At 67.7% G+C, this 13,966-nt stretch carries 13 protein-coding genes and 1 pseudogene; 12 read left to right on the plus strand and 2 right to left on the minus strand.

What is annotated here, in order from left to right; translation table 11 throughout:
* The first annotated feature begins 69 nt into the window (after positions 1-69).
* The 7 genes and pseudogenes from nirB (at position 70) to FFS09_RS11080 (ending at position 8,924) form a co-directional block, all read left to right on the plus strand.
* Positions 70-2,538, plus strand: coding sequence for a nitrite reductase large subunit NirB (gene nirB / locus FFS09_RS11050; protein WP_137918923.1), 2,469 nt, complete (start codon positions 70-72; stop codon positions 2,536-2,538).
* Positions 2,535-2,918 carry a nitrite reductase small subunit NirD gene (gene nirD, locus FFS09_RS11055; RefSeq protein ID WP_137918924.1) on the plus strand — a complete coding sequence of 128 codons (384 nt, stop codon included), beginning with the start codon at positions 2,535-2,537 and terminating at the stop codon, positions 2,916-2,918. Before nirB ends, nirD begins: the two co-directional genes overlap by 4 nt.
* On the plus strand, positions 2,915-5,734 hold the full coding sequence (locus FFS09_RS11060) for a nitrate reductase (RefSeq protein WP_137918925.1): 2,820 nt from the start codon (positions 2,915-2,917) through the stop codon (positions 5,732-5,734). Before nirD ends, FFS09_RS11060 begins: the two co-directional genes overlap by 4 nt.
* Positions 5,735-5,789: 55 nt before the next feature.
* On the plus strand, positions 5,790-6,722 hold the full coding sequence (gene ybiB, locus FFS09_RS11065) for a DNA-binding protein YbiB (protein ID WP_137918926.1): 933 nt from the start codon (positions 5,790-5,792) through the stop codon (positions 6,720-6,722).
* Positions 6,688-7,494, plus strand: coding sequence for a uroporphyrinogen-III C-methyltransferase (gene cobA, locus FFS09_RS11070; protein ID WP_137918927.1), 807 nt, complete (start codon positions 6,688-6,690; stop codon positions 7,492-7,494). Before ybiB ends, cobA begins: the two co-directional genes overlap by 35 nt.
* Before the next feature lie 59 nt (positions 7,495-7,553).
* Positions 7,554-7,678 (plus strand): annotated as a pseudogene (locus FFS09_RS31090) (sterol desaturase family protein); the annotation flags it as partial.
* 34 nt (positions 7,679-7,712) lie between these two features.
* Positions 7,713-8,924: a BaiN/RdsA family NAD(P)/FAD-dependent oxidoreductase gene (locus FFS09_RS11080; RefSeq protein ID WP_137918928.1), complete on the plus strand. Its 1,212-nt coding sequence runs from the start codon at positions 7,713-7,715 to the stop codon at positions 8,922-8,924.
* Positions 8,925-8,934: 10 nt separating this feature from the next.
* Here the strand turns inward: FFS09_RS11080 and FFS09_RS11085 are convergent, their stop codons facing one another.
* Positions 8,935-9,654, minus strand: a complete 720-nt coding sequence (locus FFS09_RS11085; RefSeq protein WP_137918929.1) for an ArsR/SmtB family transcription factor — start codon at positions 9,652-9,654, stop codon at positions 8,935-8,937.
* Between the two features lie 227 nt (positions 9,655-9,881).
* Here FFS09_RS11085 and rpsU point away from each other — a divergent pair, with 227 nt between their 5' ends.
* Both rpsU and FFS09_RS11095 read left to right on the plus strand, forming a co-directional pair.
* A complete protein-coding gene (rpsU, locus tag FFS09_RS11090; protein WP_056273869.1) occupies positions 9,882-10,094 on the plus strand; it encodes a 30S ribosomal protein S21 in 213 nt (70 codons plus the stop codon).
* Positions 10,095-10,197: 103 nt separating this feature from the next.
* On the plus strand, positions 10,198-10,644 hold the full coding sequence (locus FFS09_RS11095; protein ID WP_137918930.1) for a GatB/YqeY domain-containing protein: 447 nt from the start codon (positions 10,198-10,200) through the stop codon (positions 10,642-10,644).
* Here the strand turns inward: FFS09_RS11095 and pmbA are convergent.
* A complete protein-coding gene (gene pmbA, locus FFS09_RS11100) occupies positions 10,641-12,056 on the minus strand; it encodes a metalloprotease PmbA (RefSeq protein WP_137918931.1) in 1,416 nt (471 codons plus the stop codon). The genes FFS09_RS11095 and pmbA overlap by 4 nt on opposite strands.
* A 71-nt stretch (positions 12,057-12,127) precedes the next feature.
* Between pmbA and yjgA the strand changes: the two genes are divergently transcribed.
* The 3 genes from yjgA (at position 12,128) to FFS09_RS11115 (ending at position 13,947) form a co-directional block, all read left to right on the plus strand.
* On the plus strand, positions 12,128-12,787 hold the full coding sequence (gene yjgA / locus FFS09_RS11105; RefSeq protein ID WP_137918932.1) for a ribosome biogenesis factor YjgA: 660 nt from the start codon (positions 12,128-12,130) through the stop codon (positions 12,785-12,787).
* Between the two features lie 61 nt (positions 12,788-12,848).
* Positions 12,849-13,451 (plus strand): molybdopterin adenylyltransferase, encoded by a 603-nt coding sequence (gene mog, locus FFS09_RS11110; RefSeq protein ID WP_252374325.1) that lies wholly within the window; start codon positions 12,849-12,851, stop codon positions 13,449-13,451.
* A gap of 19 nt (positions 13,452-13,470) precedes the next feature.
* Complete coding sequence (locus tag FFS09_RS11115) at positions 13,471-13,947, plus strand: FKBP-type peptidyl-prolyl cis-trans isomerase (RefSeq protein ID WP_137918933.1); 477 nt, start codon at positions 13,471-13,473, stop codon at positions 13,945-13,947.
* The last annotated feature ends 19 nt before the right edge of the window (positions 13,948-13,966 follow it).

Genomic DNA, 13,966 nt, shown 5'->3' on the forward strand with positions numbered 1-13,966 from the left:
ACAGGGAACTGGCGCGGTGTGTGCATCCGAACAGATCAAGCGAATCACAAACTGGATGGAGTAGCCACGATGAAGAAGTCAAGACTGGTGATGGTGGGCAACGGCATGGCCGGTGTGCGCACGCTCGAAGAGCTGCTCAAGATCGCGCCCGATCTCTACGACATCACGGTGTTCGGCAGCGAGCCGCACCCGAACTACAACCGCATCCTGCTCTCGCCGGTGCTCGCCGGCGAGCAGACCCTGGAAGAGATCGTGCTCAACGACTGGGCCTGGTACCAGGAGAACGGCATCACGCTGCACGCGGGCAAGACCGTGACCGAGGTGGACCGCATCAAACGCGTGGTGCGCGCCAGCGACGGCAATGGCGGTGTGATCGAAGCGCCGTACGACCGCCTCATCATGGCCACCGGCTCCAACCCCTTCATGCTGCCGATCCCGGGCAAGGACCTGCAAGGCGTGCTGGCCTACCGCGACATCGCCGACACACAGGCCATGATCGACGCGGCCACGCAGTACAAGCACGCGGTGGTCATCGGCGGCGGCCTGCTGGGCCTGGAAGCGGCCAACGGCTTGATGAAGCGCGGCATGACGGTGAGCGTGGTGCACGTCGCGCCCTGGCTCATGGAACGCCAGCTCGACGACGTGGCCGGCAAGCTGCTGCAGCAGTCGCTGGAACAGCGCGGCATGCAGTTCCTGATCGGCGCGCAGACGCAGGAACTGGTCGGCAACGAAGCCGGCCGCGTGAAAGCGATCCGCTTCAAGGACGGCACCGAGGTACTCGCCGACCTGGTGGTGATGGCCGTGGGCATCCGCCCCAACACCACACTGGCCGAGGCCATGCGCCTGCACGTGCACAAGGGCATCGTGGTCAGCGACACACTGCAGACCGTGACCGATCCGCGCATCTACGCGGTGGGCGAGTGCGCGGCGCACCGCGGCATTGCCTACGGCCTGGTCGCGCCGCTGTTCGAGCAGGGCAAGGTGCTGGCCACGCACCTGGCGGAGTTCGGCATCGGCCGCTACAGCGGCTCGCTCACCTCGACCAAGCTCAAGGTCACGGGCATCGACCTCTTCAGCGCCGGCAACTTCATGGGCGGCGACAACACCGAAGAAATCGTGATGAGCGACCCCTCGGGCGGCGTCTACAAGAAACTGGTGATCGAGGGCGACAAGCTGGTGGGCGCCTGCCTGTATGGCGACACCGTGGACGGCAGCTGGTACTTCAAGCTGCTGCGCGACGGCCGCAGCGTGAGCGACATCCGCGACAAGCTGATGTTCGGCGAATCCAACATCGGCGACGTGGGCCACCAGGGCCAGAGCAAGGCCTCGGCCATGGCCGACAGCGACGAGGTGTGCGGCTGCAACGGCGTGACCAAGGGCGCGATCTGCAAAGCCATCAAGGACAAAGGCCTGTTCACGCTGGAGGAAGTGCGCAAGCAGACCAAAGCCAGCGCGAGCTGCGGTTCGTGCACCGGTCTGGTCGAGCAGATCCTGATGTTCACCGCCGGCGGCGACTACTCCGCCACGCCCAAGCTCAAGGCCATGTGCGGCTGCACCGACCACGGCCACCAGGCGGTGCGCGACGCCATCCGCGACAGCAAGTACACGAACACGAGCGCGGTGTTCGACGGCATGGGCTGGCGCACACCCAATGGCTGTGCCACCTGCCGCCCCGCCGTCAACTACTACCTCATCAGCACCTGGCCGAAAGAAGCCAAGGACGATCCGCAAAGCCGCTTCATCAACGAGCGCATGCACGCCAACATCCAGAAGGACGGCACCTACAGCGTGATCCCGCGCATGTGGGGCGGCGAGACCACCGCCGACGAACTGCGCCGCATCGCCGACGCTGTGGACAAGTACAAGATCCCGACCGTGAAGGTCACGGGCGGCCAGCGCATCGACTTGCTGGGCGTGAAGAAGGAAGACCTGCAGGCGGTGTGGAACGACATCGGCATGCCCAGCGGCCACGCGTACGCCAAGGCGCTGCGCACCGTGAAGACCTGCGTGGGCAGCGAGTGGTGCCGCATGGGCACGCAGGACAGCACGCAGATGGGCAAGGACCTGGAGCGCGCCATGTGGCGCATGTACGCCCCGCACAAGGTGAAGTTCGCCGTGAGCGGCTGCCCGCGCAACTGCGCCGAGGCCGGCATCAAGGACGTCGGCATCATCGGCGTGGACTCGGGATGGGAGATGTACGTGGCCGGCAACGGCGGCATCAAGACCGAGGTGGCGCACTTCTTCACCAAGCTCAAGACCGCCGAGGAAGTGATGGAGTACACCGGCGCCTTCATGCAGCTCTACCGCCTGGAAGGCTGGTACCTGGAGCGCACGGTGCACTACGTGAACCGCGTGGGCCTGGACTACGTGAAGAAAAAAATCCTGGACGACCACGAAGGCCGCAAAGCGCTGTGGGCGCAACTGCAATTCGCGCTCGACGGCGAACCCGACCCGTGGTTCGAGCACCAGAAAGCGGCGGTGGACACCCGCCAGTTCATTCCGATCAAAGCCGTTTCACTGGAAGGGAGCGCAGCATGAGCACGTGGATTCCGATTGCCCGCGTCGACGACATCCCCGTGCTCGGTTCGCGCTGCGTGCAGCGCGAACACGGGCTGGACGTGGCCGTGTTTCGCAACAGCCAGGACGAGGTGTTCGCCCTGCTCGACCGCTGCCCGCACAAGGGTGGACCGCTGAGCCAGGGCATCGTTTTCGGCACCCACGTGGCCTGCCCGCTGCACAACTGGACCATCGGCCTGGACAGCGGTTGCGCGAAGGAGCCCGACGAAGGCTGCACGCCGCGCTTCGCGGTGAAGGTGGAAGACGGTGTGGTGCACCTGGATGCGGGCGAACTCGCCACGCATGCAACAGATCTGACGCGCCCCATCGCCGGTCCCGCCCGACGCACCACCGCAGCATGACCCCCATCACCACCCGCTCGACCTGCCCCTACTGCGGCGTGGGCTGCGGCGTGCTGATCGAGAGCAAGGGCAGCCAGATCACCGCCGTGCGCGGCGACCCGCAGCACCCGGCCAATTTCGGCAAGCTCTGCACCAAGGGCCAGACCCTGCACCTCACGGCCACGCCCGCCATCGCCCAACAGGCGCGCCTGCTGCAGCCCCTGCAGCGCTTGCAGCGCGGCGCACCGGCCCAACCCGTGAAGTGGGACGCCGCGCTGGACCTCGCCACCGAGCGCTTCGCCGCGGTGATCGACCAACACGGCCCCGACGCCGTCGGCTTCTACATCAGCGGCCAGTTGCTGACCGAGGACTACTACGTCTTCAACAAGCTGGCCAAGGGCCTGATCGGCACCAACAACATCGACACCAACTCGCGCCTGTGCATGAGCAGCGCGGTGGCCGGCTACAAGCTCACGCTCGGCGCCGACGCGCCGCCCACCTGCTACGACGACGTGAACCACGCGCAGTGCCTGTTCTTCGTCGGCAGCAACGCGGCCTTCGCGCACCCGGTGCTGTTCCGCCGCATCGAAGAAGCCAAGAAGAACAACCCGGCGATGAAGGTCATCGTGGCCGACCCGCGCCGCACCGACACCGCCGGTTTCGCCGACCTGTACCTGCCACTGCAACCGGGCAGCGACGTGATGCTGTTCCACGGCTTGCTGCACATCATGTTGTGGGAAGGCTGGGTCGACCAGGCCTACATCGCCGCGCACACCACTGGCTTCGACGCGCTCAAGACGCTGGTGCGCGAATGCACGCCCGAGCACGTGGCGCAGGTCTGCGGCCTGCCGCGCGAAGACCTGTTCACCGCCGCGAAGTGGTTCGCGCAATCGCCCACCACGCTCAGCCTCTACTGCCAGGGCCTGAACCAGAGCAGCAGCGGTACGGCGAAGAACGCCACGCTGATCAACCTGCACCTGGCCACCGGCCAGATCGGCAAGCCCGGCGCCGGCCCCTTCAGCCTCACCGGTCAGCCCAACGCCATGGGCGGGCGCGAGGTCGGCGGCCTGTCCAACCTGCTGAGCGCGCACCGCGACCTGGCCAACCCGCAGCACCGCGCCGAAGTCGCCGCGTTGTGGGGCGTGCCTTCCGTGCCCGAGAAGCCGGGCAAGAGCGCGGTGGAGATGTTCCAGGCCGCCGCCGATGGCGAGATCAAGGCGCTGTGGATCGCCTGCACCAACCCGGCCCAGTCCATGCCCGACCAGGCCACCGTGCGCCGCGCTTTGCAACGCGCCGAGTTCGTCGTGGTGCAAGAGGCCTACGCGACCGCCGCCACCTGCGACTACGCCGACCTGCTGCTGCCCGCCACCACCTGGGGCGAGAAGGATGGCACCGTCACCAACAGCGAGCGCCGCATCAGCCGCGTGCGGCCCGCCGTGCCCGCGCCGGGTCAGGCAAGGCACGACTGGGCCATCGTGGTCGACTTCGCGCAGCGGTTGGAAGCGCGGCTGCGTCCTGGCCAGCCCACGCTGTTCCCCTACCCCGACGCCGAATCCATCTGGAACGAACACCGCGAATCCACGCGCGGGCGCGACCTGGACATCACCGGCCTGAGCTACGCCATGCTCCAGCATCAAGGCCCGCAGCAATGGCCCATCCAGGCTGGCGAGGCCCAGGGCAAGGAACGCCTCTATGAAGACGGTGTCTTCCCCACCCCGGACGGCAAGGCCCGCTTCGCCGCCCTGCCCTTCGTGCCCCTGGCCGAGCCACGCGAATCGCGTTACCCGTTCTCGCTCACCACCGGCCGCCTGCGCGACCAGTGGCACGGCATGACGCGCACCGGCACGCTCGGCCGCCTGTTCGGCCACGTCGCCGAACCGTCGGTGCAGTTGCACCCGCAGGACATGGAGCGCCGAGGCCTGAAAGACGGCGACCTGGTGCACATCACCAGCAAGCGCGGCTCCATCCTGGTGCCGGCACAAGGCTCCGGCGAGATCGGCCTGTCGCAGGCCTTCATCGCCATGCACTGGGGCGCGGAATACCTGAGTGGCCTCAGCAGCACCGGCGAACCGATCGCCGGCGTGAACGCGCTCACCACCTCGGCCTACTGCCCGACCTCGAAACAACCCGAGCTCAAACACGCGGCGGTGAAGGTGCTCAAGGCCGAACTGCCCTGGACGCTGCTGGCCGTGGCCTGGCTGCCCGAAAACAGGGCGCTGGCCGCGCGAGAGGGCCTGCGCGCGTTGATGGCACAGTTTCCGTTTGCCTCCTGCGTGCCGTTCTCCAACGGTGTGCCCCTGGCCGATGCCCCGGGCCGTGAGCGCCACGGCGTGCTGTTCCGCGCCGCCGCGCACGACGCGCCCGAGCCCGCGCTGATCGAACGCGTCGAAGCGCTGCTGGGCCTCAACACGCCCGACGTGCTGCGCTACGCCGACAAACGCCTGGGCCAGCGCCGCACCGCGCGCCTGGTGCGCGAAGGCGAATCCACCCGGCTCGACGCCTTCGTGCTCGCGGGCGACACGCGCGCCGAGGTCTGGATCAAGCCCCTGCTGCAAGACGAACTGCCCGCCGCCGCGTACGGCCGCCTGCTGCTCATGCCCGGCGCCAAAGCCCCCGTGGCCATCGCTGCCAAGGGCCGCCAGGTATGCACCTGCTTCAACGTCACCGACGACGCGATCCGCGCCGAGCTGAAGACCTGTGCGGGCAGCGGCGAGCAACGCCTGGCCGCGCTGCAAACCAGCCTGAAGTGCGGCACCAACTGCGGCTCCTGCGTGCCCGAGCTCAAGCGGCTGGTGCGCGAGACCGCGCCCGCCGCGCAGGCCGCGCAGGCCGCCTGAGCACGGTATCTGCATATAACGCGAAGTCATCAAACTTGCCCGACAATCGCGCGCCATGGGGATCAGCCAATACATCAAGGAAATCGGTCGCGGCAAAGACGGCGCGCGTTCGCTCTCGCGCGAACAGGCCACGGACCTGCTCGGCCAGGTGCTCGACGGCACCGTGACCGACCTGGAAGTGGGCGGGTTCTGCCTGGCCATGCGCATCAAGGGCGAAACGCCCGAAGAGATGGCCGGCTTCCTCGACGCCACGCACGCGCGCCTGCACAAGCTGCCCGACAACGGCCTCACCACCGTGGTGCTGCCCAGCTACAACGGCGCGCGCAAGCTGCCCGTGCTCACGCCGCTGCTCGCACTGCTGCTCGCACAGCGCGGCGCGGCGGTGCTGGTGCACGGCACCGCCACCGAGAACAAACGCGTGTTCTCGTCCCAGGTGTTCGAAGCACTGGGCGTGCACCCTTCTCGCGAAGCGCCCTCGCTGCGCGCGGGCGAGCTGGCCTTCGTGCCCACCGAGGTGTTGAGCCCCGGCCTCAAACGCCTGCTCGACGTGCGCCGCGCGGTCGGCCTGCGCAACCCCGCGCACAGCCTGGTGAAACTCATGAACCCCTGCGCGGGCGCGGCCTTCACCGTCGGCAGCTACACGCACCCCGAATACGCCAGCTCCATGGCCGCCACCTGGTCGCTCACCGGCGCGCACGCGCTGCTGCTGCGCGGCACCGAAGGCGAACCCGTCGCCGACGCGCGCCGCACGCCGCGCATGGAGGTGTTCCGCGACGGCGCGCGCACCGAGGTGCAGGCGCAGCAGGACGGCCCCCTGGCCAAACTGCCGTCCCTGCCCGCCGTGGACGCCGCGTCCACCGCCGCCTACATCCGCGCCGTGCTCGACGGCGCGCAGCCCATCCCCAACCCCATCGCGCAGCAGGTGGAACACATCTTGCGAGCCACGGTGCACCATGAACACCCCAACCCACATGCCCTCGTCGTCTGAATTCCAGCCCGGCACCGTGACCCTGGTGGGCGCAGGTCCCGGCGACCCGGACCTGCTCACGCTCAAGGCGGTGAAAGCCATCGCCGCCGCGACGGTGCTGCTGGTCGACGACCTCGTGAACGAAGAGGTGCTCGCACACGCCTCACCGAAAGCGCGCATCGTGCATGTGGGCAAGCGCGGCGGCTGCAAGAGCACGCCGCAGGCCTTCATCGAAAAGCTCATGGTGATGGCCGCGAACGAAGGCGAGACCGTGGTGCGCCTCAAGGGCGGTGATCCGTTCATCTTTGGCCGTGGTGGTGAAGAGGTGGAACACCTGCAGGCCGCCGGCATCCACGTGCAGGTGGTCAATGGCATCACCTCGGGCCTGGCGGCCGTGACCTCGCTCGGCGTGCCGCTGACACACCGCGAGCATGCCCATGGCGTGGTGTTCGTCACCGGCCACGCCAAGCCCGGTTCCGCCGGCACGGACTGGCGCGCCCTGGCCGCCACCGCGCGCGACGCCAAGCTCACGCTGGTGATCTACATGGGTGTGAGCGGCGTGAAGCGCATCCAGGGTGAACTGCTGACCGGCCTGCCCGCCGCCACACCCGTGGCGGTGGTGCAGCGCGCCAGCCTGCCGAACCAGCGCCACGCCGTCACCACGCTCGGCGAGCTAAGTGCCTCGGTGGCGCGCGACGGCCTGGCCAGCCCCTCGGTGATCGTGGTGGGCGACGTGATCAGCGGCGTGGCCGCCGCCGCGTCCCACGTGCCAGCGCAGGTGCGCGCAGCCTGAGCAGATCGCTACACGCCCCTCGCGCGCGGACAGCGCGGATGGCCGGTTCGCGCCAGCACAACCACCTCTTCGGTACCGCCGTCAACAGCCCAGGCTATGGCCGGAGCGCTATGGCGGGCTGGGCGACTACGTGCCCAACGGCTTCCTGAAGCAGGTGGCGTTCCCTTTCACCTGGAAAGGCTGAGGGACGATGGCGCGCGGTGGCTACACTGCGCGCCATGCAAACTTTTGATGCCGTCGTCATCGGCGCAGGCGCGGCCGGCCTTTTCTGTGCCGGGATCGCGGGCCAACGCGGCTTGTCCGTTCTGATTCTCGACCACAGCGACAAGGTCGCCGAGAAGATCCGCATCTCGGGCGGTGGCCGCGCCAACTTCACCAACCGCGACCTCGACCCGCAGGCGCCGCACAAGCACTTCCTGAGTGCCAACCCGCACTTCTGCCGCTCGGCGCTCTCGCGCTACACCCCCACCGACTTCATGGGTCTGGTGCAGCGGCACGGCATCGCCTTCCATGAGAAACACAAGGGCCAGCTGTTCTGCGACCACTCGGCCGACGACCTGATCCAGATGCTGCTGCGCGAGTGCGACGCAGGCGGCGTGCAACGCTGGCAACCTTGCGGCGTGAAGGCGATCCGTCAGGACGGCGATGGCCTGTACGAACTCGAAACCGACCGCGGCACCGTGCGCAGCCGCACCGTGGTGATCGCCACCGGCGGCCTGTCCATCCCCAAGATCGGTGCAAGCGACTTCGGCTACCGCATCGCCAAACAGTTCGGGCTGCGGCTGGTGGAGCAGCGCCCCGGGCTGGTGCCCCTCACGTTCGACGGCGACGGCTGGGCGCCCTACGCCGCCCTGTCGGGACTGGCGCTGCCGGTGCGCATCGAAACCGGGGAGAAGAAAGGTCGCATGACTTTTCTGGAAGACCTGCTGTTCACCCACCGGGGCCTTTCCGGCCCGGCCGTGCTGCAGATTTCGAGCTACTGGCGCGAAGGTACGTCCATCCGCCTGAACCTCGCCCCCGACACCGATCTGCCCACCGCCCTGGCGCGCGCCAAGGCGACGTCGCGCAAGCTGCTGGCCAACGAGCTGGCCACGCTCGTGCCCAACCGCCTGGCCGAAGCCTGGGTGCAGCAAGACGCCGACTGGCAGCGCCCGGTGGCCGACACCACCGACAAGGCCCTGGCACGGCTGGCCGAGCGCCTGTCGCGCTGGGACATCGCCCCTACCGGCTCCGAGGGCTACCGCAAGGCCGAGGTCACGCTGGGCGGGGTGGACACGCGCGACCTGTCGTCGCAGACCCTGGAATCGAAGCAACCGGGCCTGTACTTCATCGGCGAAGTGGTCGACGTGACCGGCTGGCTGGGCGGCTACAACTTCCAATGGGCCTGGGCCAGCGCCCACGCCTGTGCGCAGGCGCTGCCCGCGGCTTGAGCGGCGGTGCTCAGCCGCCCACCACCTCATCCCAGCGCGCGCTCCCTAGCCAGTCCCGCATGGCCAGCGCCCCGGGTGGCGTGATCGTGAGCGCGCGCGTACCCTGACTCCGCATCAGCCAGCCACGCTCCAGGCAGTGGCCACAGATCAGCGCACCCAGCCGACCGGCCAGGTGCATGCGCCGCTCGCTCCAGTCCAGGCAGGGCCGGCAGTGCGGACGACGGCCTGCGCCCTCCGCCGTCGCCGCGCCGGCATCCAGCCCCAGACGCTGCAATGCCTCCGGCGCCTGGTCGGTCACGTGACCCGAGGCCTCTTCACCCTCGAACACCACCGCCCCCGCGTCCAGCAGATGGTTGGTGATCGCCACGCCGAGCCGCCCCGCCAGGTGGTCGTAGCAGGTGCGCGCGGTGCGCAACGCCGCATCGCGCGGGCCCACCAGCACGCGCCGCGGTTCGGGCGGTGCGGCCAGTTGCATCAAGCCTTCGAGCACACGCGCCACCTCGGGTGAGGCCAGGCAGTGGTACCGATGGCGACCCTGGCGCTCCACCCGCAGCAACGTGGCCTCCACCAGCAAACCCAGGTGCCGGCTGGCGGTGGCAGGCGACACACGGGCCGCGTCGGCCAGTTCGCGGGCGGTGAGCGCACGCCCGTCCATCAGCGCCAGCAGCATGGACGTGCGGGCCGGCTCGCCGACCAGCGCGGCCACATGGGCAATGCGGTTGGTGTTCATGGACCCAGTGTGCAGCAAGCCGCTGCCGCCACGCTTCGCTGCGGGGCGAAGCATGGCGCGCGCCACGCCCGGCTTGCCTGGTGTGGCGACCCGGCTATAATCCTTGGCTTTGCTGGCAAACCCCCGTCGGCCAATACTAGTTAATGACGGGACATTTTGCGGAAACGACGCGCGGGCCCGATCTTCCCGTTCATCCTCTTTCCGCGCATTCTGGATATTTCTCTCCAATGACGACCATCCGTGTAAAAGACAACGAACCCTTTGACGTCGCCCTGCGCCGTTTCAAGCGCACCATCGAAAAGCTCGGCCTGCTGACCGATCTGCGCGCCCGCGAGTTCTACGAAAAGCCGACCGCCGAGCGCAAGCGCAAGAAGGCCGCCGCCGTCAAGCGCCACTACAAGCGTGTGCGTTCGATGCAGCTGCCCAAGAAGCTGTACTGAGTACCGCAGCCACCGGGCCCGCCCGGTTGCAAAGAAGCCCGCTGGAGGACGCTCAGGCGGGCTTTTTTATTGCCATTTTTCCGCCCAACCACAGGAGCCTCACATGAGCCTGAAAGAGCAGATCATCGAAGACATGAAAGCCGCCATGCGCGCCAAGGACAGCGAGCGCCTGGGCACCATCCGCCTGTTGACCGCTGCCATGAAGCAAAAGGAAGTGGACGAGCGCGTGGAGCTGGACGACGCCATGGTTGTCGCCATCGTGGACAAGCTGGTCAAGCAGCGCAAGGACAGCATCGAAGCCTTTACCAAAGCCGATCGCCAGGACCTGGTGGACAAGGAAGCGGCCGAGATGGTCGTGCTGCAGGGCTACCTGCCCGCGCGCCTCTCCGCCGATGAGGTGGCTGCCGAGGTCAAGGCCATCGTCACCGAACTGGGCGCCAAGGGCCCGGGCGACATGGGCAAGGTCATGGGCGCGGTGAAAGCCCGCCTGGCCGGCAAGGCCGACATGGGCCAGGTTTCCGCCGCGGTCAAAGCCGCTTTGGCTGGCTAGCTCCCGGCGATCTTCATTCGGTTGATCAGAATCGAGCCCGTGGTCTTCGCGCCGTAGTTGTAGGCGTCGGCGCCCACGGCCTCGATGCCCAGCAGCATGTCCTTGAGGTTGCCGGCGATGGTGATCTCGTGCACCGGGAAGGCGATCTCGCCGTTTTCCACCCAGAAACCCGACGCGCCGCGCGAGTAGTCGCCCGTCACGTAGTTCACGCCCTGGCCCATGAGTTCGGTGACGAACAGGCCGCGCCCGAGCTTCTTGAGCATGGCGCGCAGGTCGTCGCCCGGTTGCGTGAGCCGGCTGGTCAGCGTGAGGTTGTGCGAACCACCCGCATTGCCCGTGGTGCGCATGCCGAGCTTGCGCGCCGAGTACGTGGAGAGAAAGTAGCCCTGCACACGCCCGGCCGAGAGCACCTTGCGCTTCGCCGTGCGCACACCCTCGTCGTCAAACGGTGAACTCCCCTTGCCGTTGCGCACGTGCGGGTCTTCCAGGATGTCCAGGTGCTTGGCCATCACGCGCTTGCCCAGGCTGTCGTGCAGGAAGGTGGTGTTGCGGTAGAGCGCGCCGCCGCTGGTGGCCTGCACGTAGCTGCCCAGAATGCCGGCGGCCAGGGGCGACTCGAACAGCACCGGGCATTCGGTGGTGGCGATCTTGCGGCCGTTCAGGCGCGCCAGCGTGCGTTCCGCGGCATAGCGGCCCACGGCTTCCGGCGTGGCCAGATCGCCGGGCGCTCGCATGGAGCTGTACCAGTAGTCGCGCTGCATGTTCGCACCCTTGCCCGCGATGGGCGCCACCGACAGGCTGTGGCGCGAGCTGGCATAGCCACCGCTGAAGATGCCGGGTTTGCCGCGCTCGCCGCCGCGCAGGTGGGCGGTGAAGAAATGCGATTGCTGCGCCGACACGCCAGCGCCTTCGCTGTTGTTGATCTTCTTGCTGGTGGCGAACGCCGCGGCCTCGCAGGCCAGGGCGATGCGCGCGGCCTCTTCCGAGTCAAGCGACCAGGGGTGGAACAGGTCGAGATCGGGGTAGCTGTCGGCCACATCGGCGACGTCGGGCAGGCCGGCCACCGGGTCTTCGGCGGTGAAGCGCGCGATGTCGTAGGCGGCCTGCACCGTCTGTCGCACGGCGGCGGCCGAGAAATCGGAGGTGGACGCGTTGCCGCGCTTCTGCCCCAGGTAGACCGTGACGCCCAGAGACTTGTCGCGGTTGCGCTCGACGTTTTCCAGCTCGCCCTTGCGCACCGAAACGCTCAAGCCGGCGCCCTCGGACACCTCGGCCGCCGCGTCAACCGCGCCGAGCTGCCTGGCATGCGCAAGCGCCAGATCGACCAGTTCCTCGAACTGGCTGCGGGCGTACTGGAAACCGGAAAGGGGGGAGCGGGAGGATGCCACGGGGGCTTGAGAGGGGTTTTTCATGTCGACGGCTATGATACTTGCCGCCCCTCCCGGCCACTGCCGTTCGCGCAGAAGCCCATTCAACACTCTTCATGTCCCGCAAACCCACCAAAGGCTATTTCGTCCGTGGCCAGTTCGTCGCCCTCGGCAGCGAGCTCGACCAGGAACTCAAGCGCGAGCTCAAGGGCTCCGCCGAGATGAGCAAGACCGACCTCAAGAAGGAAAGCGATCGGCTGCAAGCGCTGGGCGAAAACCTGCTCACGCTGCGCTCGGACCTGATGCAGAAACTCGGCCTGTCGGAAAAGCTGGTGGACGCCGTGGCCGAGGCCAAGCGCATCACCAACTTCGAAGGCCGCCGCCGCCAGATGCAGTTCATCGGCAAGCTCATGCGCAAACTCGACGAAGAAACGGTCGCCGCCGTGGAAGCGGCGCTCGACGAGCAGAGCAAGGGCTCCGCGAAGGGCACGCTGTCGCTGCACATGGCCGAACAATGGCGCGACCGCCTGATCGCCGACGACGACGCCCTGACCGCCTGGATGCAGATGGACCCGCAAAGCGACGTGCAGCACCTGCGCGCGCTGATCCGCCAGGCGCGCAAGGACGCCCAAGCCACGCAGGCGCAGGAGCGCCCGGGCGAGGCGGTGCGCCACGGCAAGGCCTACCGCGAGATTTTCCAGACCGTCAAGGCCGCACTGAACCAGGGTGCGGACGATGACGGCGACGACATGCCCGCTGACGACGACCAGCCATGAGCGCAGTGCCTGGCCTTTCCCAAGCAAGCTCGCACCGCAGCCCGCCGGGCGAGGTACTCCAGTGAGCAACACCACCATCACCGCCGACCCGGTGCGCATCGGCATCGTGTCGATCAGCGACCGTGCCAGCAGCGGGGTGTACGAAGACAAGGGCCTGCCCGCGCTGCAGGACTGGCTCACGCGCGCGCTGCAAAACCCCATCACCTTCGAGCCGCGCCTGATCCCCGACGAAACGGAGCGCATCAGCGCCACGCTGATCGAACTGGTGGACGCCGGCTGCTCGCTCGTGCTCACCACCGGCGGCACCGGCCCCGCCCTGCGCGACGTGACGCCCGAGGCCACGCTGGCCGTGGCCCACAAGGAAATGCCGGGTTTTGGCGAACAGATGCGCCAGATCGGCCTGGCCTTCGTGCCCACCGCCATCCTCTCGCGCCAGGTGGCCGTGGTGAGGGACAAGAGCCTGATCATCAACCTGCCCGGCCAACCCAAGGCGATTGCCGAAACGCTCGAAGGCCTGAAGAATGCCGATGGCACGCAGCGCGTCAACGGCATTTTTGCGGCCGTGCCGTATTGCATCGATCTGATCGGTGGCCCGTATCTCGAAACGCACGACGCGGTCTGCAAGGCCTTCCGCCCCAAGTCCGCCGTGCGCCCTGCCCGCTAACCTTTTCACGCGACCTGACATGAAGATCACCAAAGACACCATCGTCACCCTCACTTTCCGCGCCGTCGATGCCAAGGGCAAGGTGCTCGAAGACGGCAAGGAGCCGCGCGCCTACCTGCACGGCGGTTATGGCAACACGCTGCCGGGCGTGGAAATGGCCCTGGAAGGCCAGGAAAAGGGCTTCAACACGACGATCAAGCTGCTGCCTTCGCTGGCCTTTGGCGAGCGCGACGAGAGCCTGGTGACCAGCATTTCAAAGAAGGACTTCCCGCCCGGCGTGAAGGTGGGCGGCCAGCTCGAAGGCCACGACGAGAAGGGCAACCGCCAGATCTTCACCGTCACCAAGATCAAGGGCGACACGGTGATGCTCGACGGCAACCACCCACTGGCGGGTGAGGACATCACGTTCACCTTGAACGTGATCGATGTGAAGGCGGCTTCGCCGGAAGAGATTTCGCACGGTCACGCCCACGGCGCGCACGGCCACCACCACTGAGCATCGGCCCGTGGGGAGG

The sequence above is a fragment of the Hydrogenophaga sp. 2FB genome, assembly GCF_005503365.1.
GTDB lineage: Bacteria > Pseudomonadota > Gammaproteobacteria > Burkholderiales > Burkholderiaceae_C > Hydrogenophaga.